Origin of the sequence: Streptomyces globisporus C-1027, assembly GCF_000261345.2 — a bacterium.
Taxonomy (GTDB): Bacteria; Actinomycetota; Actinomycetes; order Streptomycetales; family Streptomycetaceae; genus Streptomyces; species Streptomyces pakalii.
Genome location: NZ_CP013738.1, coordinates 3355169 through 3381039 on the forward strand (window position 1 = coordinate 3355169; position 25871 = coordinate 3381039).

The 25871-nt window shown below is 74.6% G+C and carries 14 protein-coding genes; 2 read left to right on the plus strand and 12 right to left on the minus strand.

Going from position 1 to position 25871, the window contains the following annotated elements:
* Positions 1–7 precede the first annotated feature (7 nt).
* On the minus strand, positions 8–1930 hold the full coding sequence (locus WQO_RS14430) for an AMP-dependent synthetase/ligase (protein WP_010063912.1): 1923 nt from the start codon (positions 1928–1930) through the stop codon (positions 8–10).
* A gap of 84 nt (positions 1931–2014) precedes the next feature.
* The gene (locus WQO_RS14435; protein ID WP_032749247.1) at positions 2015–3310 is read right to left on the minus strand and encodes an acetyl-CoA C-acetyltransferase; all 1296 of its coding nucleotides are present in this window, start codon (positions 3308–3310) and stop codon (positions 2015–2017) included.
* 100 nt (positions 3311–3410) lie between these two features.
* Between WQO_RS14435 and WQO_RS14440 the strand changes: the two genes are divergently transcribed.
* Both WQO_RS14440 and WQO_RS14445 read left to right on the plus strand, forming a co-directional pair.
* Complete coding sequence (locus WQO_RS14440) at positions 3411–4733, plus strand: 3-oxoacyl-ACP reductase (RefSeq protein WP_010063914.1); 1323 nt, start codon at positions 3411–3413, stop codon at positions 4731–4733.
* A 5-nt stretch (positions 4734–4738) separates the two neighbouring features.
* Entirely contained in the window at positions 4739–5566 is an 828-nt protein-coding gene (locus WQO_RS14445; RefSeq protein WP_010063915.1) for a MaoC family dehydratase, read from the plus strand.
* A gap of 8 nt (positions 5567–5574) precedes the next feature.
* On the opposite strand, the gene WQO_RS14450 is transcribed toward WQO_RS14445, so the two are convergent.
* The 10 genes from WQO_RS14450 to WQO_RS14495 all read right to left on the minus strand — a co-directional run bounded on the left by WQO_RS14450 (position 5575) and on the right by WQO_RS14495 (position 25527).
* Positions 5575–6252, minus strand: coding sequence for a DUF2238 domain-containing protein (locus tag WQO_RS14450; RefSeq protein ID WP_010063916.1), 678 nt, complete (start codon positions 6250–6252; stop codon positions 5575–5577).
* 128 nt (positions 6253–6380) lie between these two features.
* Positions 6381–7025 carry a TetR/AcrR family transcriptional regulator gene (locus WQO_RS14455; RefSeq protein ID WP_029182664.1) on the minus strand — a complete coding sequence of 215 codons (645 nt, stop codon included), beginning with the start codon at positions 7023–7025 and terminating at the stop codon, positions 6381–6383.
* Between the two features lie 81 nt (positions 7026–7106).
* Positions 7107–9074 carry a N,N-dimethylformamidase beta subunit family domain-containing protein gene (locus WQO_RS14460; RefSeq protein WP_010063918.1) on the minus strand — a complete coding sequence of 656 codons (1968 nt, stop codon included), beginning with the start codon at positions 9072–9074 and terminating at the stop codon, positions 7107–7109.
* A complete protein-coding gene (locus WQO_RS14465; RefSeq protein ID WP_010063919.1) occupies positions 9071–10711 on the minus strand; it encodes a condensation domain-containing protein in 1641 nt (546 codons plus the stop codon). The genes WQO_RS14460 and WQO_RS14465 overlap by 4 nt, the downstream gene beginning before the upstream one ends.
* Positions 10704–10994, minus strand: coding sequence for a phosphopantetheine-binding protein (locus WQO_RS14470; protein WP_010063920.1), 291 nt, complete (start codon positions 10992–10994; stop codon positions 10704–10706). Before WQO_RS14470 ends, WQO_RS14465 begins: the two co-directional genes overlap by 8 nt.
* Complete coding sequence (locus tag WQO_RS14475) at positions 10991–11194, minus strand: MbtH family protein (RefSeq protein ID WP_010063922.1); 204 nt, start codon at positions 11192–11194, stop codon at positions 10991–10993. Before WQO_RS14475 ends, WQO_RS14470 begins: the two co-directional genes overlap by 4 nt.
* The gene (locus WQO_RS14480; protein ID WP_107115820.1) at positions 11191–14439 is read right to left on the minus strand and encodes a non-ribosomal peptide synthetase; all 3249 of its coding nucleotides are present in this window, start codon (positions 14437–14439) and stop codon (positions 11191–11193) included. The genes WQO_RS14475 and WQO_RS14480 overlap by 4 nt, the downstream gene beginning before the upstream one ends.
* Positions 14436–16187, minus strand: coding sequence for a class I adenylate-forming enzyme family protein (locus WQO_RS14485; protein WP_382795419.1), 1752 nt, complete (start codon positions 16185–16187; stop codon positions 14436–14438). Before WQO_RS14485 ends, WQO_RS14480 begins: the two co-directional genes overlap by 4 nt.
* Positions 16184–22069, minus strand: coding sequence for a non-ribosomal peptide synthetase/MFS transporter (locus tag WQO_RS14490; protein WP_010063926.1), 5886 nt, complete (start codon positions 22067–22069; stop codon positions 16184–16186). Before WQO_RS14490 ends, WQO_RS14485 begins: the two co-directional genes overlap by 4 nt.
* Complete coding sequence (locus WQO_RS14495; protein WP_010063927.1) at positions 22066–25527, minus strand: non-ribosomal peptide synthetase; 3462 nt, start codon at positions 25525–25527, stop codon at positions 22066–22068. The genes WQO_RS14490 and WQO_RS14495 overlap by 4 nt, the downstream gene beginning before the upstream one ends.
* Positions 25528–25871: the final 344 nt, after the last annotated feature.

Genomic DNA, 25871 nt, shown 5'->3' on the forward strand with positions numbered 1-25871 from the left:
GAAAGCCCTACCTCCGGTACAACCCCTCGATCTCCCCCGAGAAGTCCCGCGCGATCGCGTCCCGTTTCAGCTTCAGCGACGGCGTCAAGTGGCCGTTCTCCTCCGTGAAGTCCACCGGCAGCACCGTGAACTTGCGGATCGACTCGGCGCGCGAGACCAGGCGGTTCGCCTCGTCCACCGCCTTCTGCAAGGACGTGCGCAGGTCCTCGTCGTGGACCAGGTCGCGCATCGGAATGTCCTGCTTCTTGGTCATCTGGCGCCAGTGCTGGAGGCCGTCCGGTTCCAGGGTGATCAGGGCGGTGACGAACGAGCGGTTGTCGCCGACCACCATGCACTGGCTGACCAGGGGGTGGGCGCGCAGCCAGTCCTCCAGCGGGGCAGGGGTGACGTTCTTGCCGCCCGACGTGATGATGATGTCCTTCTTGCGGCCCGTGATCGTCAGGTAGCCGTCCTCGTCCAGCGCTCCCAGGTCGCCCGTCGGGAACCAGTCCTCCGCCAGCAGCGCCGGGGTCACCTCCGCCCGCTCCCCGTCCCAGTAGCCCCGGAAGACCTGGCCGCCCTTCAGCAGCACCTCGCCGTCGTCCGCGATGCGCACCGACGTCCCGGGCAACGGCCAACCGACCGTGCCCAGGCGGGGTTTGAGGGGCGGGGTCACCGTGTGGGCGGCCGTGGTCTCGGTGAGTCCGTAGCCCTCGAAGATGCCGATGCCCGCGCCCTCGTAGAACGCCGCGAGGCGCCGGCCCAGCGGGGAGCCGCCGCAGATCACGTACCGGACCTTGCCGCCCAGCGCCGCCCGGATGCGGCGGTAGACCAGCGGGTCGTACAGGGCGCGGGCCGCGCGCAGGCCGAGGCCCGGGCCCGGGCCCGTACCGTGTTCGGCGGCCTCCACCGCCTTGCCGTAGCGCTGGGCGATCCGCGCCGCACGGTCGAACGACGAGGCGCGGCCCATCTTCTCCGCCGTCGCCCGGCCCGTGTTGTAGACCTTCTCCAGGACGTACGGGATGGCCAGGAGGAAGGTCGGGCGGAAGCCGGCCAGGTCGGCCAGGAGGTCTTCTGTCTGGATGGAGGGGGCGTGGCCCAGGCGGACCCTCGCCCGCATGCAGCCGATCGCCACCATCCGGCCGAAGACGTGGGAGAGGGGGAGGAAGAGGAGAGTGGAAGCCGGCTCCTTCGAGACCGACTTGAAGACCGGGTGGAGGAGTTCGATCGCGTTGTCCACCTCGGCGAAGAAGTTGCCGTGGGTCAGGACACAGCCCTTCGGGCGGCCCGTCGTGCCCGAGGTGTAGATGAGGGTCGCCGGGCTGTGCGGTTCCAGGGTGGCGCGGCGGGCCGCGACCGCCGCGTCCGGGATGTCCTTGCCGAGCGACTTCAGGTGGCCGATCGCCCCCGTGTCGAACTGCCACAGGTGCGCCAGGTCGCCGAGTTGCTTGCGCTCCTGGCTGATCAGGCGGCCCTGCTCCTTCGTCTCCACCGCGCACGCCACCGCGCCCGAGTTCTGGAGGATCCAGCGGGCCTGGAACGCGGACGAGGTCGGGTAGATCGGGACCGTCACCAGGCCCGCCGCCCAGGCCGCGAAGTCCAGCAGCGTCCACTCGTACGTCGTCCGGGCCATGATCGCGACCCGGTCCCCCGCCCGCAGCCCCTCCGCCATCAGGCCCTTCGCCACCGCCAGCACCTCGGCGGCGAACTCGGCGGCGCTCACGTCCTGCCACGCGCCCGCAGCGTCCTTACGGCTGAGGACCAACTCCCCGGGCGCTTCCCGGGCGTTGTCGAACGGGATCTCGGCCAGCGAGCCGCGCTCCACGACCGGCGCGAACTTCGGTACGGAGACCTCCTGGACCTTGCCGTCCGGGCCGCGCTTCTTCGTCGGTTCGATCAGGACGGGCTGCGGAACAGCAGTTGCGGGTACGGCGGAAGGTGGCGTTGACACGTGCGGCTCCTCGGTTCGGGGGTCGGGCGGGTCGGTTCGCCGGGTCGTCCGTCCGGCAGGGAAACAGCGGAAGAGGCAGGCAGGTCAGGGGCGTTCCAGGATCGCCGTCACCCCCTGGCCCCCCGCCGCGCAGATCGAGATCAGGCCCCGGCCCGGGCCCTCCCGCTCCGCCAGCAGCTTCGCCAGCGTCGCCACGATGCGGGCGCCCGTCGCGGCGAACGGGTGGCCGGTGGCGAGGGAGGACCCGGCCACGTTCAGGCGGGTGCGGTCCACCGGGGCGAGGCCCTGCTTCTCCCAGGCGGCGAGGGTCGCCAGCACCTGGGAGGCGAACGCCTCGTGGATCTCGTACAGGTCGAAGTCCTCGATGCCCAGACCGGCCCGCTCCAGCAGGCGCGGCCCCGCGTAGGCCGGGGCCATGAGGAGGCCGTCGTCGCCGTCCACGTAGTCGACCGCGCCCGTCTCGTACAGGGAGAGATACGCCAACGGCTCCAGGTCCCGCTCCCGCGCCCACTCCTCGCTCGCCAGCAGGACCGTCGCCGCGCCGTCCGTCAGCGGCGTCGAATTGCCCGCCGTCATGGTCGGGTTGGGGCCGGACGTGCCGAACACCGGCTTCAGGCGCGCCAGTTTCTCGGCCGTCGAGTCCGGGCGCAGGTTCTGGTCGCGGTCGAGGCCCCGGTACGGGACCACCAGGTCGTCCAGAAAGCCGCGTTCGTACGCGGCGGCCAGGCGCTGGTGGCTCGTGGCGGCCAGCAGGTCCTGGTCCTCGCGGGTGACCGCCCAGCGGCGGGCGGTGACGGCGGCGTGGTCGCCCATCGACAGGCCGGTGCGGGGTTCGGCGTTGCGGGGGATGTCCGGGACGAGGTGGCGGGGGCGGACGGCGGAGAGGGCCTTGAGGCGGGCGCCCGTCGTCTTCGCGCGGCGGGCGGCGAGCAGGATGCGGCGCAGGTCGTCGTTGACGCCGAGCGGGGCGTCGCTGGTGGTGTCGGAGCCGCCCGCGATCGCGGAGTCGACGGACCCGAGCGCGATCTGGTTCGCGGCGGCGATGACCGCCTGGAGGCCGGTGCCGCAGGCCTGTTGGATGTCGTAGGCGGGGGTACGCGGGTCGAGGGCGGAGCCGAGGACGGTCTCGCGGGCCAGGTTGAAGTCGCGGCTGTGCTTGAGGACCGCGCCCGCGACGAACGCCCCGACCCGCTCGCCGGTCAGGCCGTACCGCTCCACCAGGCCGTTCAGGGCGGCCGTCAGCAGGTCCTGGTTGGAGGCGGTCGCGTACGGGCCGTCGGAGCGGGCGAAGGGGGTGCGGCTGCCGCCGAGCACCGCGACGCGGCGCGGCTGGGGCAGGGAGAGCGGCTCGAACGGGTCCTGGCGCGTCATCGTGACCATCTCGTCTCGGTCGGTCCGGGATTGTTCATCTCGACCAGCTCCTGACTCTTCAGTAACCTTACTCAAGAGTAAATCTACGACCGAGCAGGGAGTCAGGACAATGGCCGATCGCTATCTGCACCTCACCGGCACAGCACCCGGCCGCTTCCTCACCCGCCGGCTCGGCCTGCCGCAGCCGGCCCCACTGCGCCGCTGGACCCTGGAGACCCCGCGCCTGGACGGGCCGCTGCTGCATCTGACCGCCGGGGACTCGGCGATCACGGACGAGCTGGCGAAGGCGCTGGCCGCGACCGGGCTGACGGTCGACGCCCAGGCCGCACGGCCGGCCGGGATCGTGCTGGACGCCACCGGGGTCACCTCCGCCCGGGGTCTCGCCGAGGTGCACGCGGCCCTGCATCCTGTCGTACGGTCGCAGGCTCCCGGTGGCCGGATCGTCGTCATCGGCACGGCCCCGTCCTCCGAGGACCACCATCAGGCCGCTGCCCAGCAGGCGTTGGAGGGTTTCGTCCGGTCGCTGGGCAAGGAGATCGGGCGCGGCTCCACCGCCCAGCTCGTGCGGATCCCGGCCGGGGCCGCGCCGGGGGCCGCCGAGTCCACCCTCCGCTTCCTCCTCTCCCCCCGGTCCGCCTACGTCAGCGGCCAGGTGATCGAGCTGACCACCGCCGCCCCGGACCCCGTGGCCGACCAGGACGCCCCGCTCGCCGGACGTACCGCCCTGGTCACCGGCGCGGCGCGGGGCATCGGCGCGTCCGTCGCCTCGGTGCTGGCCCGCGACGGGGCGCACGTGATCGTGCTGGACGTCCCCCAGGCGCAGGACGACCTGGTGCGCACCGCCGACCGGCTCGGGGCCACCGCGCTGCCGCTGGACATCACCGCACCCGACGCCGCCGCCCGCATCGCCGCCGCCGCACCGGACGGGCTCGACGTCCTCGTCCACAACGCGGGCATCACCCGCGACCGCCGCCTCGCCAACATGCCGGCCGACCGCTGGGCCCAGGTCATCGACGTCAACCTCGACAGCGTGCTCCGCACCACCGACGAACTGCTGACCTCGGGCACCCTGAACCGGGGCGGCCGGGTCGTCGCCACCGCCTCCATCGCGGGCATCGCGGGCAACAACGGCCAGACCAACTACGCGGCCAGCAAGGCCGGTGTCATCGGCCTCGTCCGCTCGCTCGGCCCGCGCGCCGCCGCCGAGCACGGCGTCACGGTCAACGCGGTGGCCCCCGGGTTCATCGAGACGAAGATGACCGCCGCCGTGCCGCTGTTCATCCGCGAGGCGGGCCGCCGGATGAACTCCCTTTCCCAGGGCGGGCTTCCGGTGGACGTCGCCGAGGCCGTCGCCTGGTTCGCGCAGCCCGGCTCCGCCGCCGTCAACGGCCAGGTGCTGCGCGTCTGCGGCCAGAGCCTGCTGGGGGCGTGAGACCGATGACCTCACTCAGCGCCTCGCTCGTACGCGGGGCCCTCTCCTCACCGTTCAAGCGCGCGGGCCGGCCGGACGCCGTCCTGCCCCCGGGCCGCCTGACCCGCCCGGCCGCGCCCGTCGCCCCCGGGCCGCTCGCGGCGTACGGGAGGATCTGCGGATTCGCGGAGTCCGGCCCGCTGCCGTTGACGTATCCGCATGTGCTGGCTTTCCCGCTCACCATGCGGCTGATGACCGGGCGGGCCTTCCCGCTGCCGGTCCTCGGGCTCGTCCACACCTGGATCGAGATCACCCCGCACCGGGCCGTGCGGCGGACGGAACCGCTCGAACTGGCCGTGTACGCGGGCGGGTTGGCCCCGCACCGGCGGGGCACCGAGGTCACGATGGTCACCGAGGCGCGGGTGGGCGGGAAGCTGGTGTGGGAGTCCCGCAGCGGCTATCTGTCCCGGCACGCGACGACGGATGCGGCCGCCTCACCTCGCTCCGCCCCGGACGCCGTCGGCGATCTGCCCGCCGTCGCCGAGTGGCGGCTGCCCGGTGACCTCGGGCGGCGCTACGGGGCCGTCTCCGGGGACCGCAACCCCATCCACCTCCACCCGCTGACCGCCCGGCTGTTCGGCTTTCCCCGGGCCATCGCGCACGGCATGTGGACGGTCGCCCGCTGCCTGGCCGAGGCGGGGGACGGAACCGAAGTTCGTTCCGTACGGGCCGAGTTCAGGGCCCCTGTCCTGCTGCCCGCCACCCTGACGTACGCCGCCGACCCCACCGGGGGCTCCTTCGCGCTCCGTGGGGCGAAGGGGCGCGTGCACCTGGTGGGGACGGTGACGAAGTAGGCCGGGGGTCAGCGACGGGGGGACCGCTCCAGGCCGAGGCGGCCGAGGGCACGGTCGTGGACACGGCTCAGGAGCAGCAGGGCGAACGTGGCACCGATCAGGGCGCAGAACATGTCCCACTGGGTGTCCCACACGTCCCCCTGCGTCCCCAGGAACGCGTCCGCGGCCTCACCGCCGGTGACGGCCGCCAGCCATTCCAGCATCTCGAAGACGGCGCTGAAGGCCAGGCAGGCGCAGACGGTGAGGACGGGAAGCCAGCGGCTGCCGCGCAGCGGGGAGGTGCGGACGAGCAGCTCGCGCACCAGGATCGCCGGGACGAAGCCCTGCATGAGGTGGCCGAAGCGGTCGTAGGGGTTGCGTTCCCAGCCGAGCCCGTCGCGCACCCAGTCTCCGACGGGCACCTCCGCGTAGGTGTAGTGGCCGCCGACGATGAGCACCAGGGCATGCGCCGCCAGCAGCCCGCAGAGCAGGCCGCTCAGCGGGAAGCGGTTGCGGAGGAGGATGACCAGCGGCAGGCCCGCCATCACCCACACCGTCTCCAGCAGCCAGGTGGTCGGGTCGGCGGCGCCGAACCTCGACACGACGAGCGCCGCGGTCACCGCGACGGCCAGGGCGGCCGGCAGCCGACGGCTCGACGACAGCCTCATGTCCAGCGACGGGGCGGGGTTCGGGGTGATGGCGGCCATCGCCTGCTCCTAGGAGGTCGGTTCGGGCCTCCAGTCTCAGCCGCACCGACAGGCTCCTTCTTGAGTACGCCTACTCAACCGGCCGCTGTTGAAGTTGAGTTGCTACCCACCCTTGACGGGGTTGCCCTCTACGCAGCCGGAGGCGTCCAGGGCCGGGCGTGCATCAGGTTCTCCAGGCCCGCCCAGGCGAAGTTCATCAGCGTCGCCGCCGCCTCCCGCGCCGAGACGTCCGGGGTGTCGTTGGCCCAGCCCGCCAGCGACTCCGCGGCCCCCACGAGGGCCTGGGCGAGGCCCGCCACATCCCGGTCCGCGAGGGCGGGGTCGCTGTGGGCCTCGCGGGCGGCGGCTCCGATCAGGCCCGTCACGAACGCGACGATCTCGTCCCGCATGCAGCCGACCTCGCTGACGAACGGCTCCCCGTGCGAGCGGGCCTGACGGTGCAGGACCGACCAGGCGTCCGGGTTCTCGGCGGTGTGGACGAAGAACGCCCGCAGCCCCGACCAGAGTTGGGCGTCGGCGGGCAGCTCCGGGTCCACCCCGGACCGCACCGCCTCCAGCAGGGACTGCGCCTCACGGCGGATACAGGCGGAGAACAGGTCCTCCTTGGAATTCAGGTACAGGTAGACCAACGGCTTGGAGACGCCCGCCAGCTCCGCGATCTCGTCCATCGAGGCGGCCCGGTAGCCGCGCTGCCCGAAGGTCCGCACGGCGGCGTCCATCATCTGCTGCTCGCGCACGGCGCGCGGCATCCGCTTGCCCTTCACAGCACCCACGTCCGGCTTCCTCCCCGCCCCCACTGCCCTGCTCCGCTTCCCACCCTACGGCGGCGGGCGGCCCGGCGTCGCAGGGAGCGATCAGCGGGGCGGGACGGCGGGCCTCGCACACAGGAGCAGCGGGCCCCCGGCCACGGCGGCGTACAGGGTCCCGGCCCGGCCGGCCAGGGCCGTGCAGCCGCCGGGGGACGCCGGGTCCCGCGGTGGGCCCGGTACGCCGGCGCCGGTGAAGGGGACGGGTCCGTCCGCCGGGCCGGCCGGGAGGCGGGTGCGCAGGCGGCCGTCCCCGGTGACCGCCCACAGTCTGCTGTTCAGCGTGGTGAGCGCGACCGCGCCGCCCGCGTCCCCCAGCACCTGCCACGGCTCGTCGAGGGCGAGCGCGGAGAGATGGTGCAGGGTGTCGTCGTGCGGGGTGACGGCGAAGATCCCCGCGTCGCAGAGCGCGATCCCGGTCGTCCCCGGCGGGACCGTCCCCACCTCGGCCCACTCCTCGCGGCCCTCGACCGGCTCCGGAAGGGGGTCGCGGCGCAGCAGCCTGCCGTCCTCCGTGGCCGCGTACAGCTCCAGCGGCAGCCCGCCCGCCGCCTCCCGGGCCGAGGCCAGCGCCCGTACACCGGGGGCCTGTCCGACGGGCCGCCACGGCAGGTTCTGCCCGGACGGCTCCCGGCACAGCAGCCGGCCCCGGGCGTCCACGCCGAACAGCACCGACGCGCAGACGGCGAGCGCGTGGACCTCGTCCGGGGACCCGGCGGCCTCCCACCCGTCACCGGGGGCGGTCCCGCCCAGCCGGTCCAGCACGTTGCGCGTGACGCGGTCCACGACCGGGTCGTCCGCCAGGACGCTGCCCCAGTTGATCGTGCCCGCGTTGAAGACCGTTCCCGCGCCCAGCCGGAAGACGCCCATCGTGGCCGACCCGCCCTGCCCGTACTCCCGCCAGTGCCGCAGATCGGCGGTGGCCAGGACGACGAACGAGGGCGGAGTGCCGTCCACGCCCGTCGCCCGGGGCACCTCGCCGGTCCACTCCAGGGCGCAGGAGTCCGTCTCGTAGCCGAGGGCGCCCCGCGCGAAGGGTTCACCGTCCGCCAGCCCCGTACCGGCGAAGGCCCAGTGCCCGGCGAAGCGGGCCGTGTAGGCGTCCTTGCGCATCACCGTCATGCCCTCGCCCCACGCGCCCGCGCCCCGGCGGAAGCTGAGACCGGTCATCGAGTTCTCCGGGCGGTCGACGGGCGAGCTGGACCACTCGACGGTGGTCCGGCGCGGGTCCGTGGCGGTGACGGGGTCGGTGAGCGCGTCCCGGTGGCAGACCATCGTGCGCCCGTCGTCCTCCAGCCGCATCTGCCACCAGGCGGTGTTGGCGGCGAAGAAGGCCACGTTGCCGCCCCGGCGGGCGAAGGTCTCGACGCTGTCGCGCATCTCCATCGACCAGTACTCGTCATGGCCGTTGACCACCAGCAGGCGGTAGTGGGAGAGGAGTTCACCGCCGTCGTGCAGGTCGAGGCCGGAGCACAGGTCGACCGGGTAGCCCGCCGAAGGCAGCCACCGCAGCAGCCCTTCCTCCCAGCGCTCGGGCGGCGGCCCGCCGCCCGGGGATGCGAAGGAGACGCGGGCGGCGCGGTGGGGCTGCTCGGAGTAGTAGAGGCCCCGGTGCGGGCGGCCCGCGTGGGTGTAGGCCCGCCAGGTGGGGAAGGGGATCGAGACGAGGATCCGGGAGGCCGTACCGGGGCGGGCGGCCCGGACGACGAACCAGACCTCGTGCTCCGCCTCGTCCGTCGCGGGCCGGGTCTCCTCCGGTACGTCGAAGACGGCGCGGCACAGGGCGCTGGGCCACTCGGGCGGCACGTCCAGGGTCCAGTCGGGTCCGGTCACCGCGGCGATGAGGAGCACCTCGCCGCTGATGACGTCGCTGATCCGCACCCGGACCGGGGCCGACGGGCCGGCACCGGTCAGGTGGAACGGGAGCCTGCCGCCCTGGACGCACGAGGTGCGGTCCGCCCAGGCCCGCAGGGGTTCGCCCGAGGCCGGGGCCCGGGCGGGCTCGGCGGTGGTCACGGCCGGCCGCCTCCCGCCGTCTCCAGCAGGGTGCGGAGCTCCGTCAGCGGGGGCGGCGCCCCGGCCGCGCTCGCCACGATCAGCTCCTCCATCGCGTACAGGTGCGCGCGGATCGCCTCCGGCGGCAGATACGCGGTGTCGGCGGTCAGCGACACCGCGAGCGCGTCGCCCTCCTCGGTGACGTGGAGGCAGTAGCGGCACGCCACCCGGTCCTGGGTCGCCGGGAAACCGAAGGTGGTCCGCCGCCGGGCCTCGGCCAGCTCCGCGGCGGTGGCCGAGGGGCCCTCGGGCCGTGCCCGTTCGACCAGGCGCATGTCGTTGAAGCAGCAGTACGGGTGCACGTCGGTGCCGTACTCCGCGCTCAGCCGCTCCCCCAGCGCGTCCCACTCCACGGGGTCGTACACCGCGGCCCGGTACGCGCGCAGGGCGGCCCGGTAGGCGGCGGGGAGGAGGCCGGTGAACGTGCCCGCGAGACCGGACGGTTGCCTGGGCCCGGGGGACTCCGCGGGACCGGACGGTTCCTCCGGCCCGCCCGCTTCCGCGAGACCGGACGGCTCCCTCGGCCCGCCCGTTTCCGCGAGACCGGCCGCTTCCGCCAGGTCGAGGACGAACAGGCCGTCCTGCGACAGCGTCGAGACCAGGTCGCGCAGCGCCCCGGCGGTGCGGTTGCCGACGATCGGCAGCACGGCCGCCGTGCGGTGTCCCTCTCCGGCCGCGACCAGGGCGGCCGACGCGGTGAGCAGCACGGTCGAGCCGCTGACCCGGTGCGCCGCCGCCACCGTGCCGACCGCCCGGGCCAGGGCGGGGGACACCAGTCGCCCGGTCCAGAAGCGCGGGTTGCGGGGCTCCGCGCGCGGGTCGGGGAACATCGTGGGGGGCGCGGCCCGGTAGCCCGCCTCCCAGTGCGCGAGGGCCGCCGCCCCTCGCCGCCGGCCCGCCGCCGCGTGCTGGTCGCGGGCGAGGTCCAGCGGGGTGGTGGCGGGCGGCCGGCCGGCCGAGCCGCGCCGGACCAGCAGGCGCAGATCCCGTACGAGGATCTCGGCGGCGTGCCCGTCGGCGGCGAGGTGGCACAGGACCAGCACGGCGTGGGTCACCCGGTCGCCCGCGGTGACGAGGGCCGCGCGGACGGGCCACTCCGCCAGGTAGTCGAAACGGGTGGAGGACAGCCGGCCGAGCAGCGCGTCCGCCTCGGCCGCCGCCTCCGGGAGCCCGGCGGCCCGGGTGATCGTCACGGTCAGGGTTCCGGCGTCCGCGAGGCTCTGGGCGGGCTCCCCGTCCTGCGGCGGCAACAGCAGCCGGGTGCGCAGGGACTCGTGCCGCTCCATCAGGTGCGCCAGCGCCTTCAGCGCCTCGGGGACGGTCACCGGCCGGCCCCGGTCGGCCAGCGGGAGGACGCGGCCGATGTTGAAGTAGTGGTCGTTGGGCGCGGTGCGGCGGATCGCGTGCCAGATGGCCCGTTGGCCCCAGGTGAGCGGGGCACGGCCGGACCGCTCCCCCTGGAAGGCGACGTCGCGGCGTGTATCGGAGCACGCCCCGGAGGGGACCGGGCCGCCGGGCACCCCGGCCTTCTCCGGCTCCGTGCCCGCCGGCACCGTCGCGGCCCGCCGCCCGGCGGCCGTCGCCGTCCCCTCAGGCATCGTTCCCTCCGTCCGCCGCCACGCCCAGCTCGGCCAGGTGGCCGACCAGGCCGTCGAGGTCGTCCAGGAACCGGAACGGACCGTCCAGGTCGAGGACGATCCCGAACTCCTCCTCCACCGCGTCGATCAGCCGCAGAAGCGCCAGGGACGTCACGCCGAGAGCGGTCAACGAGGCTCCCTCACTCAGCAGTTCCTCCTCCGTGACCTCGCCGTCGGTGGCACGGGAGACCAGGACGGCGACCCTGCCCCGCAGCGCGGCCTCCGCGGCGGCCGGGGCCGTCACCGGCCCTGCCCCGCGAGGCGGCGGCGCAGACTCAGCGGGCGGATGTCCTCCCAGACCCGGTCGACATGGGCCATGCACTCCTCCTCGGACCCCGTGAACCCTTCCGCCCGCCAGCCGGCCGGAGGCTCCGTCCGGGCGGGCCACAGGGCGTGCTGCTCCTCGTCGTTGACGACCACCTGGTATGCCGTCGCGTCGCTCATCGCTGTTCTCCTTCTGCTGCTGCCCGGGCCGTCCGTCCCGTCCCCGCCGGTGGTCGGCGGAGTTCGCCCACCACGGCCGAGATCTCGGCGAGCGTCGGGGTGTCGAAGAAGGCGTCGAGGGGCACCTCGACGCCGAGCCGCTTGCGGATCCGGGCGGCGATGGCGGTGATCGTCAGGGAGTGGCCGCCCAGGTCGAAGAGGTCCTCGTCCGGGCCGATGTCGTCGAGCCGCAGCACCTCCTGCCAGATCTCCCGCACCACGGCGGCGTCCCCCTCGGGTGCGGCCGTGGGGCCGTCGGCCCCGTCCGGCCCGGCCACGCCCGCCCCGCCGTCCGGCCGGGTCCGGAGGGCCGCCGGCAGCCGGGCCCGGTCCACCTTGCCGTTCGGGGTGAGCGGCAGCGCGGCCAGCGGAACCCAGGCGGCCGGGATCATCGCGGCGGGGAGCGTACGGGCGAGATGGGCGCGCAGGTCGTCGGCGGCCGGGGCGCCCGGGGCCCCGACCGTGTACGCCACCAGCCGCTCCTGGCCGGACTCCTCGGCGCCCTCGCCCTCCCCCGGGTCCAGCACCACCACCGCCTGCGCCACCCCGGGATGCTCGGCGAGACGTGCCTCGATCTCACCCAGCTCGATCCGGTGGCCCCGCAGCTTCACCTGGGTGTCGAGACGTCCCGCGAACTCCAGCCGCCCGTCCGGCAGTCGGCGTACCAGGTCACCCGTGCGGTACATCCGGGAACCCGGCGGCCCCCACGGGTCCGGCACGAAGCACCGGGCCGTCAGCCCGGGGCGGCCCCGGTATCCGTGCGCCACGCCCGCGCCCCCGAGGTGCAGTTCGCCGGGAAGGCCGTCGGGGACGGGTCCGCCGTGCTCGTCCAGCACGTACGCCCGGGTGGCGGCCAGCGGGCGGCCGATGGTGACCGGTTCGCCGGGGGACGGTTCGGCCAGCGTGGACCAGACGGTGGTCTCGGTCGGCCCGTACACGTTGACCAACCGGCCGACGACGAAACCCAGTTCGGCGGCGAGCGGCCCGGGAAGCGCCTCACCCCCGGCCAGGGCGACGAGTCCGGGGCGGTGCAGCCCGGCGGCCAGCATCAGCCGCCAGCCGCTCGGTGTGGCCTGGACATGGGTGACGTCATGGGCGTCGATCAGCTTCAGCAGGGCCGCGCCGTCACGCTGCCGCTCCTCCGGCACCAGGACGACCCGGCCGCCGGTGGTCAGGGGCAGCAGCAGTTCCACGGTGGAGATGTCGAAGGACAGCGAGGTCAGCCCCAGCCAGCGGTGGCCCGGGGCCGCCTCCAGCCGGTCGGCCAGTGAGCCGAGCAGGTTGGCGAGCGCCCCGTGCGGGACTTCGACGCCCTTGGGGCGGCCGGTGGAGCCGGAGGTGTAGAGGACATAGGCGGGGTGATCGCCGGTCGGGGCCGCCGTCCGCCCACGCGGCGGTGCGGCGGTCGCCGAGGCATGCGGGGACAGCACGGGCAGCCCGGCCGGCAGCCCCTCCGGTACCGGCCCCTCGACCACGAGGGCGGACAACCGGGCATCGGCACGGACGAAGGCGAGCCGGTCGGCCGGGTAGCCGGGATCCAGCGGTACGTAGGCGGCTCCGGCGGACAACGTGCCGAGCAGGGCAGTCAGTTCGGCCGCCGAACGGGACACCTGGACGCCGACGAGGTCTCCGGCGCCGATGCCCTCGGCGGCCAGCCGGTCGGCGAAAGCCGCCACGGCCGCGTGCAGTTCACCGTAGGAGAGTTCCGTGCCGTCGGCCGCCGCCACGGCCACCGCATCGGGTGCCGCGGCGGCCTGCTCCGCGAACATGCCCACCACCGTGGCGTCCGCCGGGCGGGCCGCAGCCGTCCCGTTGCCCGCGTACAGCGCCCGGTCCAGCTCGTCGCCCGGCAGCAGCGGCAGGTCGGCGAGACGGACACCGGGGTCGGCGAGCACCGCGTCCAGCAGGGTGCGGAAGTGGCTGACGATCCGGGCGGGCGCACCGGGCGCGAAGGCGTCGGCCCGGTACTGCAACGAGGCGTCCAACCGGTCCGGTCCTGAGACCAGGTGGAGGTGGGCCAGGTTGCGTACGGCGTGCGGGAAGCCGATCCAGTCCACCTCGACGTCCGGGGCTTCCAGCGCCTCCCAGCCGGTGCGGCGGCGGTAGCTGACCGAGAGCGGGGTGAGCGCGGTGCGCGGGGTGAGGCCGCGCACCGCCCGGCCGAGCGGGACCGGGCGGTGGTCGTAGAGGGCCGCCAGCTCGGCCCGGACGTCCCGGGCGAAGTCGGCGAAACTCCGGTGCGGGTCGGGGTGGGTGAGAACGGGCAGCTCGTTGACGTACAGGCCGATGTGCTCGGGGCTCCCCGGGCGGCGGGTGGACAGTTCCACGGCGGTGGCGGGCGAGCTGTCGCCATAGCGGAGCAGCAGGGTGTGCCAGAGGGCGAGGAGCAGTTCGAAGCGGGTGACGCCGAGGGAGCGCGCGGTGTCGGCGAGACGGGCGAGGGGCGATCCCTCAAGGGTGAACGGCACGGCGTCTCCGGGCGCGGGTGCGGTGGCGTCCCGCGCGTCGACGAGAAGGCCGGGCAGCGCGGGGGCGGCCGGGTCCGTCCAGCGGTCCGCCCAGAACTCCCGTGCCGCTTGCGCCTCTTCGGCGGTCGGCTCCGGCTGACGGGTGGGCTCGGCCTTCTCCGGGCCGGCGTGCGTCTTAGGGCCGGCATGCGTCTTAGGGCCGGCATGCGTCTCCGGGCCGGCATGCGTCTCCGGGCCGGCATGCGTCTCCACACCCAGGATCTCGGCGAGCAGGATGTCCTTCGAGGTGCCGTCGAACACCAGGTGGTGGGCGACGGCGTGCAGGACCGGATGGCCGTCACCGGTGCTCACGAGCGCGAACCGGACGAGCGGGCCCTCGGCCAGGTCGAAGGGTCGGGTGCTCTCCGCCGCGAGCAGGGCGTCGAGGGCGTCGGACGCGCAGGTCAGGCGGCGCAGTCCGGGGGCCGGTCCGGCGGCCGGGACGAGCACGGGCCCCTCCGGGTCCACCCGGGACAACAGCACCGGATGCCGGGCGAGGAGCCGGGCGCACCCGGCGGCGAGGGCCGCCGCGTCGGGTGCCGTCGGGCCGGTGAACCGGGCGGTCACCACCAGGTGGTGGGCGGCCCCGGGGCTCAGCACCTGTTCGGTGACCCACATGCCGTGCTGGGCGGGACCGAGCCCGGCGGGCAGGGCGAGGGCTGAAGAAGCGTGCGGAGAAGGGGAGTTCGGGTTGGTCATCGCAGGGCCTCGTCGTCCAGGAGCAGGCGCAGCTCGCGCTTGAGGATCTTGCCGCCCTCGTTGCGCGGCAGGGAGGGGCGGAACAGCAGGCGCGCGGGGAGTTCGTGGGCCGCGAGCCGGTCGAGCAGGAAGGTCCGCAGGGCCGGTACGGTCAGCTCGCCGCGTGGCACGACGACGGCGGCGACGACCGCGCCCAGGACGGGGTGCGGCACACCGAACGCCGCCGCGTCCGCGACCGCCGGGTGGGCGTGCAGCGCGTCCTCGACCTGGAGCGTCGAGACCTTGTGCGCACCGGACTTGATGACGTCCCGCTCCCGGTCGAGCAGGTGCAGGTACCCGTCCTCGTCCACCCGTCCGAGGTCGCCCATCCGCACCCAGCGGCCCCGGAAGACCTCCGGGCCGCTGTTCGCGGGCCCGCGGACGGCGGCCGCCCCGCTGCCGGCTCCGTCGAGGTAGGCGCGGGGGGCGGTGGGGGTGCGGAGCCAGACCTCGCCCGGCTCGCCGGGCGGCAGGGGCGTTCCGTCGGGGGCCGTGATCCGCAGGTCGCGCAGGTCGGCGGGGCGGCCCGGGGAGTCGGGGCGGTCGGGGTCGAAGAGCAGGGTGATCTGGGCGGGCGCGGCCTCGGTGGAGGTGTAGTAGTTGACGACCTGGGCGCGCGGGAAGGCCCGGGCCAGGCCGAGCGCCACGGGTCCCGGCAGGGCGGCGGCGGTGGAGCCGACGAGCCGGACGGTGTCGGTGGCGTACCGGCGGGCGGCCGGTGAGCCGAGCAGTTCGATGGCCATGGCCGGGACGAGGAACACGCTGCCGATCCCGTACTCCTCGATGAGCCGCGCGAACCGCCCCGGAGTGAACTGCGGGGCGGCCACGGCGGTGGCCGCCGAGTCCAGGGCGTTGACCAGCATGGTCTGCCCGGCGTTGGTGCCGACGGGGAAGGCGTGCAGGAAGTGGCGGGAGTGCCGCAGGGGGCGGCGGCGTTCGTCGGAGGTGCAGCCGTGCACCAGGTTGGCGTGGGTCGCTGTGACGCCCTTGGGGGTTCCGGTCGTGCCGGAGGTGTAGAGGATCTGGGCGAGGGCGGCGGGGTCGGGCGGGTCCGGGAGGCCGTGGTCGGTGTCCGGTCCCGCTCCGGATCCCGTTCCGTCTTCCCTTTCCGCCCCGGTCCCGGCTGGGATTCCGCTTCCCGCTCCCGTCCCGGTTTCCGCCCCGGTCCCGGCCCGGGTTCCGCTTCCCGCCCACGTCCCGGCTTCCGACCCGATCTCCTCCTCCGTCGCCGACCACACCCCCGCCGGAAGCAGCTCCGGCGGCAGGACCGCGCCGCCCGGGTGCAGCAGGGCCGTGGCCCCGCTGTCGGCGAGGACATGGGCGCTGGTCGCCGGGGACTGCCGGTCGGAGAGGGGTACGGCGACGCAGCCGGCGCGGAGGACGGCGCAGTACGCGACGGCGTACGCGATCCAGTCGCCGCTGCCGTAACGGAGCACGACCCGTGCTCCTGGTCCAAGACGCCGGTGGCACAGCCCGGCGGCGAGGGCCACGGACCGGTCGCGCCACGCGGCAAAGGTCAGGGTCCGGGTGCCGCAGATCAGCGCGGTACGCCCGGGTTCGGTGGCGGCCCGGAGGTCGAGGAGGGCGGGAAGACTGCGGGGCGGCGGCACTGCGGCTCGCGCCCGGCCCCCGGGGGAGGCGGCGCCCGTCGGACGGCTCCCGGGGATGGCGGCGCCCGTCGGACGGCTGCCCGGAGTGGCGGCGCTCACCGGACTGCCTCCGCAGCGGCCGGGTCGCCCTCGACCGCTCCGGCCCCGCCGTCCTGCGCCGCCCGTGTCCGGCGGTCGCGTTCCTGGATGCCGACCAGGTCGTCCGGCAGCGCGTCCGGGACGTCGAGGTCGAACCGGGCCAGCACCGGGAGCCGGAGGCCGATGACCACCAGGGCGAGCATGGCCGCGCCGAACAGCAGGTACATGAACCCGATACCGCGCCCCGGCCCCGTACCGATCAGGGCGCCCACCGTCGAGGCCAGCGAGCCGCCGTCCTCGAACATCGGGCCGAAGACCGCCGAGCCCACCGGGGCGATGACGCCGTGCCCGATCGGCAGGGTGGACCAGGCGACCAGGGTGTTCAGCGCGAACACCCGGCCGTGGAACCGCTGGGGCACCTTGATCTGCACGATCGTCGTGTAGACGCCGTTGACCATGGACAGAGCGCAGGACATCCCGAACGCGCCGATGCCGATGATCCACAGGTCAGCCCGCACCCCGACCAGCGCACAGGCCAGCGCGAGCAGTCCGGCCAGGCCCAGCATGCCGCGCATGCGGTGGTTCTTCGGGCCGCCCCAGAAGCCCATCGCGATACCGCCGAGGATGGCGCCCGCTCCCCCGGCGACCGAGATCCGCGCCACCGCCGCCAGCGAGTCGAACGACAGCACCAGCGGGGTGATCAGCAGGAACAGCGGGGACAGGAAGATGTTCAGGGCCGCGAACCACAGGAGCATCGCCCGGAAGCCCCGGTTGCGCCAGGAGTGGGCGAAGCCGTGCTTGATCTCCGCGACCAGCGACTCCTTCCGCTTCCAGGGGAGGGTCTTCGGGAACCTCACGAACGACAGCACGCCGATGGCGATGGTGTAGCTGACGACGTCGAGGATGAGGATGCCCTTCAGGCCGATCCCCGCCATCAGCGCCACCGCCGCCAGGGGAACGATGAACTGGGCGAACCCGAAGGCCATTTGGGTGATGCCGTTGGCGTGACCGAGGTACTGCTTGGGCACCAGCTGCGGTACGGAGGAGGCGTAGGCCAGCCGCTGGAAGGTGAGCGCCACCGACAGCACGCCGAGCAGGACGTAGATGTGCCAGGAGGCGAGGTTGCCGCTCAGCAGGAGCGTGAGCAGCGCCGCCTGGGTGGATCCGGCGACGATGTCGCTGGTCAGCATCACCTTGCGGCGGTCGAGCCGGTCGACGACCGCTCCGGCCAGCGGTCCGACGAGGATGCCGGGCAGCATGCCGATGACGGCGTAGAGGGCGTATTTGCCCATCGAGCCGGTCTCCATGTAGATCCACACCGGCAGGGCGAACTCGGTCAGCGCGGATCCGGTGATGGACAGCAACTGGCCGAAGGCGACGGCCAGGAAGCGGCCCATGCCGGGCGCCGGACCGGAGTCGGGGGCCTCGTCCGGCGCGTGGGTAGCGCCGCGCGGTCCGCCGGCGTCGGCGGCGGGCACCCCCGCGCTCCGCGCGTCGGCGGCCTCGGCCCGCTCCTCGTCCCGTGCCCCGCCCGGCAGGCCGCTCCGTGCGCTGTCCCGTCCGCTCACCTCGTGGAACCACCAGGAAGCGTCGTCCGCCTCCCGCGGCAGCTCGCCCGCCGCGTCCGGGCCGGCCAGGACCGCCGGGTGCGTGCGGGTGATGATCTCGGCGAGTTCCCGCGCCCGGTACTTGAGGAAGAAGTGGCCGGCCTCGTCCAGGACCGCCAGCGCCGAGCGCTCGGCGAGCATCTGCCACTCGCGGTACCGCTCCTCGTGGAAGTCGGTGGCCGGGTCCCGGTTGCCGATCACCGAGATCACCGGGGCCTTCAGCAGCGCGCCGCCCGCCTCGACCTCGGCCAGCGCCTCGGTGAAGTAGGCCTCGGCGGCCCGGGAGTCCGCGCGCATGTTGCCGATCATGAACTTCATCTGGGCCTCGTCGAGGTCCCCGACCTCCGCCCCCATGGAGCGCAGCCAGGTGAAGTAGACGCGGTCGCTCAGCAGGGGGTCCAGGGCGGAGATCCGGCTCAGCAGCCCCAGGACCCGGCCGCGCGGGCGGGCGAAGGGGAACTGGGCCCCGATGTAGACGGCCTCCACCGCCCGGCCCGACGCTTCGAGGAGCCGGGAGACGGCGACGGTGAGCGCGCTGCCGACGGCGCAGTGCCCGTACAGGGCCACGGGTCCCTCGACCCGTTCGCGGATCTCGGCGGCGATCTTCTCGGCCAGCTCGTCGAACGGCAGGTGCTCCTCGGTGACGCCCATGTCGTGGCCGGGGATGGCGACGGACCACAGGTCGTATCCGGCGGGCAGTTCATCGGCGACCGGCTGGTAGACGACCGCGCTGCCGCCGCCGTACGGGACGCAGACGAAGGAGAGCGTCCGCTCCCCGGGCGGTGCGGGGCGGGTCAGCCGGTGGAGCAGGTGGCGGGGGCCCCGCTCGGACTCGTCCAGGTCGGCGAGGGCGGCGAGTTGGCGGACCGTGCGGGAGGTGAACAGGTCCATGACGCTGACCGGCCGCGCCCCCGCCTCGGGCAACCGCTTGCGGGCGCGGGCGATGACCTGGGTGGCGAGGAGCGAGTGCCCGCCCAGGTCGAAGAAGTCGTCGTCGACACCGACTTCGGGAAGTTGCAGGATCTCGGCCCAGATCGTGGCCAGCACCTGCTGGGTGGCGGTCTCCGGGGCAGCGAGCGCTTCACCGGAGCGGCGGGCGGCCTGCGGTGCGGGCAGGGCGCGGCGGTCGAGCTTGCCGTTGGGGGTGAGCGGGAGGGCGTCCAGGGTGACGAAGGCGGCCGGGACCATGTAGTCGGGCAGCGTGCGGCGCAACGCGGTGCGCAGGGCGGCGGGGTCCGGCCCGGCGGACCCGCTCCGGCCGGGTTCACCGCCTTCGGCCCGGTCGTCGCCCCCGCCCGGAGCGGGGCTCGCGCCCCCGGCCCGGTCGTCGCCCCCGCCCGGACCGGGGCTCGCGCCCCCGGCCCCGTCCGGTACGACGTACGCCACCAGGCGTTTGTCGCCCGGACGGTCCTCGCGGACGATCACCACCGCGGCGGCGATGCCGTCCTCGGCGCGCAGGGCCGCCTCGATTTCGCCGGGTTCGATGCGCAGGCCCCGGATCTTGACCTGCTGGTCGATCCGGCCCAGGTGCTCCAGCTGCCCGTCCTCCCGCCATCGGGCCAGGTCTCCCGTGCGGTAGAGCCGGGCGCCGGGCGGGCCGTAGGGGTCGGGGACGTAGCGGGCGGCGGTGAGGCCGGGGCGGCGGTGGTAGCCCAGGGACACCTGGACGCCGCCGATGTGGAGTTCGCCGGGAGTGCCGACGGGGACAGGGCGCAGACCGGCGTCCAGGACGTACAGCCGGGTGTTGTCCACCGGGGCACCGATCGGCACCGACCCGAGGTCGCCCGCGCATTCCCAGCTGGTCACGTCGACGGCGGCCTCGGTCGGCCCGTACAGGTTGGCGAGGGCGCAGTGCGGCAGCCGGGCGGTGAAGGCGCGGGCGGTGTGCGGGGCCAGTTCCTCGCCGCTGCACACGACGCGGCGCAGGGTGGTGCAGCGCTCCACATCCTCCTCGGCCAGGAACACATCCAGCATCGCCGGTACGAAGTGGGCCACGGTCACCCCGTGCCGGCGGATGGTGTCCCGCAGGTGGGCGGCGTCCTTGTGGCCCCCGGGCTGCGCGAGGACCAGCCGGGCCCCGGTGATCAGCGGCAGGAACAGCTCCCAGACGGAGACGTCGAAGCCGGTCGGGGTCTTCTGGAGGACGGTGTCGCCCGCCCCGACCTCGTATCGGCGGGCCATCCACAGCAGGCGGTTGACGATCGCCCGGTGGGTGTTGGGCACGCCCTTGGGCCGGCCGGTGGAGCCCGAGGTGTAGATCATGTACGCGAGGTCGTCGGCTTCCGGTCCCACCGGGTCCGCCCCTTCCCCATCGCCGTCCCACTCGGCCGGGTCGTCCAGCAGCAGGACACGGGCCGCGCAGCCGTCCGGCACGGGCAGTCGCCGCTGGGTCAGGAGCACCTCGGCCGCACTGTCCGCGAGCATGAACGCGAGCCGCTCGGAGGGGTATTCGGGGTCCAGCGGGGTGTACGCCGCCCCGGTGCGCAGAACGCCGAGGAGGCCGGGAAGCAGGTCCGGGGACCGCTCGGCGCTGACCGCCACGAGGCTTCCCGGTCCGACGCCCTCCCGGGCCAGCCGCCGGGCGACGCGGGCGGCGGCCCGCTCCAGCTCGGCGTACGTCAGGGTCCCGTCGCCGAAGCGGACGGCGACGGCGTCGGGGGTACGGGCGGTCTGTGCGGCTATCAGACCGGGCAGGGTGGCGCCGTCCGGCAGGCCGACGGCGGTGTCGTTCCATGCGTGGAGCAGCCGGTGCCGCTCGCCGGGGTCCAGGGTGTCGTGGGCGGAGACCGGCAAGTCGGGCCGGTCGGCCACGTCGTGCAGCAGCCGGTCGAGGGCTTCGGCGATCCGGGCGACGGCGGACTCGTCGAAGAGGTCGGTGTTGTAGTTGAACGCGCCCCGCAGACCACCCTCCCCCTCCATCAGGAACAGTTCGAGGTCGAACCGGGTCCCGGCGGCGTGCAGCCCGAACGGTTCGACGCGCAGAGGGAGTTCGGCATCCGGTGCGGCCGATGCGTAGTTCTGGACGGCGAGGACCGCCTGGAAGACCGGGGAGCGGGACACATCGCGTTCGACGTTCAGCTCGGAGACCAACTGGGCGAAGGGCAGCTCCTGGTGGGCGTACGCCTCCAGACAGGTCTCCCGGGTCCGGGCGAGGAGTTCGGTGAACGCCGGGTCGCCGTCCAGACGCGCCCGCAGTGCCAGCACGTTGACGAACATGCCGATAAGACCTTCGAGTTCGGGCTCGGGCCGGCCCGCGACGGGTGATCCCACGGCGAAGTCCCGCTGCCCGGAGAACCGTGACAGCACCAGCTGGAACGCGGCGAGCAGCACCATGTGCACGGTCGCGCCGTGCTCCTTGCCCAGGGCGGTGAGCCGGTCGAGGAGGTCCCGGTCGACATCGAAGCCGTAACCGGCTCCGTCGAAGGTCTGCTGCTCGGGGCGCGGCCGGGTGGTGGGGAGCTCCAGCGGCCGGACCCCGGCCAGCTCCCGCCCCCAGTAGGCGACCTCGTCCCTCAGGCGCCCGCCGGTCAACCGCCCACGCTGCCAGAGCGCGAAGTCCCCGTACTGCACCGGAAGTTCGGCGAGCGGGTCGGGTTCGTCCCGGGCGTGGGCGGCGTAGCCGCGCAGCACATCGGAGACCAGGACCTCGCTCGACCAGCCGTCGCTGACACTGTGGTGGACCACGAGGAGCAGGACGTGGTCGTCGGCGGCGATGCGGGCCAGCAGGCCGTGGATCAGGGGGCCGGCGACCAGGTCGAAGGGCAGGGCTCCCAGCTCGTCGACCAGCCGGGCCGCGTGCTCCTCGTCGTCCGCATCGGCGGTGCGCAGGACGAACGGGGCCGGGGCGGCGATCTCCAGGACCGGGCGTCCGTCGTCGGTGGCCGGGTAGCGCGAGCGCAGCGTCTCGTGGCGCGCGATCACCGCGTCGAGGGCGCGCTGCAGGGCCGGACGGTCGAGCGGGCCGCGCAGCCGACGGGCGACCGGGATGTTGTACGCGGCGGTGCCGGGCGCGAACTGCTCCATGAACCACAGGCGTTCCTGGGCGAACGACAGCGGAGGCACCGTGCCCTCGGGCCGCCGGGGCACGGTCCGGGATGCCGGGTGGGCGCGGCCGCGCAGCCGCTGGGCGAGCAGGGCGCGCTTGGCGTCGGAGAGCGGGGCGGCGGCCCGTCCGCGGGGTTCCGCGGTGGCCCGGGTGCTGCCGCCGGATCTCCCTCCGGGCTCCCGGGTGCCGTCGTCGGGTCCCTCGGCGGGTTCCCGGGTGCTGTCCGCGGGGCGGGTCTCGGTGCTGCTCATGCGGTGGTCGTTCCGTTTCTCTCCGGGCCGGACTCGGCCGCGAGAAGCCGCTCGGCGTCCTCGTCGGTCAGCGCTTCGATCTCCGCGAGCAGCAGGTCCTCCACCGCGACGGCGAACGTCTCGACGGTGCGGTGGACGAACAGGGTCCGCAGCGGCACGGTGACCCCGGCGGCGGCCCGGATCCGGGCGACGACGCGGGTGGCGAGGAGCGAGTGTCCGCCCAGGTCGAAGAAGTCGTCCAGCGCGCCCGCCCGGTCCAGACCCAGCACCTCCGTCCACACCTCGCCGACGAGTGCCTCCGCATCGGTGCGCGGGGCGACGTATCCGGGTCCGAGGTCGGGCCGCCGCTCGGGCGCGGGCAGGGCGAGGCGGTCCACCTTGCCGTTCGGGGTCAGCGGCAGGGCGTCCAGTACGACCAGCGAGTTCGGGACCAGATGGGCCGGGAGCCGGGCGGCCAGCGCGGCCCGCAGCGCCCCGGCGGACAGCCCGCCCGCCGCGTGCCCGGCCGGGGCTTCTGCCGCAGGCCCCGTCGGAGCGCCTGCGGTCGGCGGCGCGCCCGGGTCGCCCTCGCCCCGCTCCGGGACCACGTAGCCGACCAGCGCCCCGTCCCGTACGGTCACCACCGCCCGGCCGACCCCGTCCAGGGCCAGCAGAGCGGTCTCGACCTCCCCGGGCTCCACGCGGAAGCCGCGTACCTTGACCTGGTCGTCGATGCGGCCCAGGAACTCCAGCCGCCCGTCAGTCCGCCAGCGGACCAGGTCGCCGGTGCGGTAGCGGCGGGAGCCGGGCGGGCCGTACGGGTCGGGCACGAAGGCCCGCGCGGTGGCCCCGGCCCTGCCGCCGTAGCCGTACGTCACCCCGGCGCCGCCGACGAGGAGTTCACCGGCCGCCCCCTGCGGCATGAGCCGGCCCAGCGGGTCGCAGACGGTGAGCGTGGTCCCGCCGATCGGGCTGCCGATGGGCGGGCGGTGACGGGCGTCCGCGTGGCCCAGGTCCGCGGTGGCGGCGATGACGGTGGTCTCGGTCGGACCGTAGGAGTTGACCACCCGCACGGTGTCCCCGAACCGGGCCCGCCATGCGGCGACCGCCCCGGGCTGCACCTGGTCCGCGCCGAGGATCAGGAGCCGCAGGCCCGGGGGCCAGGTGACGGCGTCGAGGTCGTCGGCCAGCTCGTGCCAGTACGGGGTGGGCAGGTCCAGGACGGTCGGGCCCGTGCCCCGTCCGGCTGCCAGGTGGAGGTGGTCGGGCAGAGTGCTGTCCGGATCGGCGACGACGAGGCGGGCTCCGGCGACGAGGGCGGGGAAGATCTCCTCGGCGTGGGTGTCGAAGCTCAGCGACGCGAACTGCAGCACCTCGTCGTCCGCCGTGATGCCGTAGTGCTCCCGCATCCAGCCGGCCCGGGCGGCCAGTGCGCGGTGCGGGACGACGACGCCCTTGGGCCGGCCGGTGGAGCCGGAGGTGTGGATGACGTAGGCCGGATGGTCCCGGCCCGCCGCCCAGCGCGGATCGGGCACACCGGCCGGGCCGGACGCCTCGGGCGCGAGCACGACGGGGGCGGTCGTCGCGGCGTCCGGCGCCTCGGGGCCGCTCGCGGGGCCGCCCTCCGCGACATCCGCGACCTCGGCCACGGCCGCGCGACCGCCCTCCGCGGCATCCAGGACCTCGGCTTCGTCCGCGCGCCCGCCGCCCGCGACATCCGGATCGGCCACGACCACCCGTACGCCGGTGTCCGCGACCATGAAGTCGAGACGGGCGGGGGGATAGGCCGGGTCCAGGGGCAGATAGGCCGCGCCGGCCCGCCAGGCGGCCAGCATCGCGGTGATCGCCCGCGTACCGCGCGGCAGGCGGACGCCGACCGTGTCTCCGTCCCGCACCCCCGCGCCCCGCAGCCGCACCGCGAGCGCCCCGGCCGCCTCCCACAGCTCCCGGTAGGTCAGCGCCCCGGCCGCGTCACGCACCGCCGTCCGGTCGTCGCCGTACGTCCGTGCCGCACGCTCCAGCGCGGCGGGCAGCGCCTCCGTGTCGTCCTCCGGTACGGCGCAGCCGGTGCCCAGGGCCAGCAGCTCGTCCTCCTCCGCCCCGGTCAGCAGCGGCAGTCCGGGCACCGGGGCGTCCGGGTCCGCCAGCGCCCCGCGCAGCAGCGTCTCGAAGTGCCGGGCGAACCGGGCCGCCCAGGGGCCGTCGAAGAGGTCGGTGCGGTAGCCGAACACGGCGATCAGGTCATCGCCCTCACGGCGCAGGTCGAGCATCACCTCGAACTTGCTGGCCGCATGGCCGCCGTCCGCCTCGGCACAGCCCAGTCCCGCGAACTCCGCCGCGTGGCCGTCCGGTTCGTCCTGGGTGTGAACGGTCAGCAGAGTCTGGAAGAGCGGACTGCCACCGAGCCGCCGCTCGACGCCCAGTTCGTCGATGAGCCGCTCGAAGGGGACCCGGTCATGGGTGAACGCGGTCAGCACCGAGCGGCGCACCCGGCGCAGCAGCTCCGCGAAGGACGGGGCTCCCGCGAGTTCGGCGCGCAGGACGAGCGTGGTGGAGAAGTAGCCGATCGTCTCCTCCAGTTCCGGCTCCCCGCGGCCGGCCGCGGGTACTCCGACGCAGAAGTCGTCCTGGCGGGTCCAGCGGTGCAGCAGCACCTGGTAGGCGGCGAGCAGCACCATGAACGGGGTGCACCGCTGCCGGCGGGCCAGGGCGTCCACCGCAGGGCCCGCACCGGTGAGCCGACGGGTGTGGAAGGCCCCGCCGGGTCCTTCGTCCGTTGCCGTGGCGGTGGGGCGCAGGTCGAGCACGGGGGCACCCGCCAGCCGCTCCCGCCAGTGGGCCACGGCCGCGTCCGCCTCGGGACCATCAGTGAACTCCCTCTCCCTGCGGGCGAATTCGGTGTACGGGAACGGTTCGGGCAGTTCGACCGTGCGACCGTCCAGGTGGGCGGCGTACCGGGTGGCCACCTCGGCGCGCAGGAGGTTCAGCGACCAGCCGTCGGCGACGATGTGGTGCAGGACGAGGCACAGCAGGTGTTCGTCGTCGTCGGTCCGCAGCAGGGCCACCCGCAGCAGCGGACCGCGGGCGAGGTCGAAGGCGGCGTTGGTCCGCTCGGCGAGCAGCCGGGGCGCGCGCCCCGGGTCGCGGCGCAGGTCGACGCTCTCGACCGGGACGGGAGCGGGCGGCTCCACGAGGACGACGGGGCGGCCGTCCCGGTCGGGGAAGCGGGTACGCAGGGCCTCGTGCCGGGCGGCGGTCGCGTCGAAGGCGGAGCGCAGAGCCGGTTCGTCGAGCGCGCCGGTCAGGCGGAGCACGAGCGGGATGTTGTACGAGGCGTCGCCGGGGTCCAACTGGTGCAGGAACCACAGGCGTTCCTGTGCCGGACTCAGGGGGAGGCCGGCCTCTTGCCCGTCTCCCGCCACCGCCGGATCGAGGGCGCCGTCCGCGCCCGCCGTGGCCCCACCTGTCGTACCGATCATGTGCGGTGCTCCCCTGTGTGCCGACCGTCGGCACCGCACCACCGAGGGCGGCGGGCAGCACCGGACGCATGCGCCGACGGGTCGTCAGAAAGCAGCGCAGGGGGCCGCAGTGGCGCGTTTCGGCCTCCCCGCGATCTCGGCCCCGGGCAACGGTCACGGTAGGAGGACGAGGCAGGGCAAGTCAATGGTCTGGACCACGCAAGGGTGGCTGGTACCGGCCACACAGCCAGCGACATACGACCAGGAAAGGGGCGTCCTATCCTTTCCTGCTGGCTGAAACAGCCGTTCCGGCGATCGAAGGGCAGCGGTTCCCGCAGCGCCTCCTCGCCCGTGAGCCCGTGGCG

Bases quoted from the DNA above. Each gene is read 5' to 3' on its own strand.
- WQO_RS14435 (WP_032749247.1), bottom strand. From the start codon at position 3,310: ATGGTCACGATGACGCGCCAGGACCCGTTCGAGCCGCTCTCCCTGCCC.
- WQO_RS14440 (WP_010063914.1), top strand. From the start codon at position 3,411: ATGGCCGATCGCTATCTGCACCTCACCGGCACAGCACCCGGCCGCTTC.
- WQO_RS14445 (WP_010063915.1), top strand. From the start codon at position 4,739: ATGACCTCACTCAGCGCCTCGCTCGTACGCGGGGCCCTCTCCTCACCG.
- WQO_RS14450 (WP_010063916.1), bottom strand. From the start codon at position 6,252: ATGGCCGCCATCACCCCGAACCCCGCCCCGTCGCTGGACATGAGGCTG.
- WQO_RS14465 (WP_010063919.1), bottom strand. From the start codon at position 10,711: ATGCCTGAGGGGACGGCGACGGCCGCCGGGCGGCGGGCCGCGACGGTG.
- WQO_RS14475 (WP_010063922.1), bottom strand. From the start codon at position 11,194: ATGAGCGACGCGACGGCATACCAGGTGGTCGTCAACGACGAGGAGCAG.
- WQO_RS14480 (WP_107115820.1), bottom strand. From the start codon at position 14,439: ATGACCAACCCGAACTCCCCTTCTCCGCACGCTTCTTCAGCCCTCGCC.
- WQO_RS14490 (WP_010063926.1), bottom strand. From the start codon at position 22,069: ATGAGCAGCACCGAGACCCGCCCCGCGGACAGCACCCGGGAACCCGCC.
- WQO_RS14495 (WP_010063927.1), bottom strand. From the start codon at position 25,527: ATGATCGGTACGACAGGTGGGGCCACGGCGGGCGCGGACGGCGCCCTC.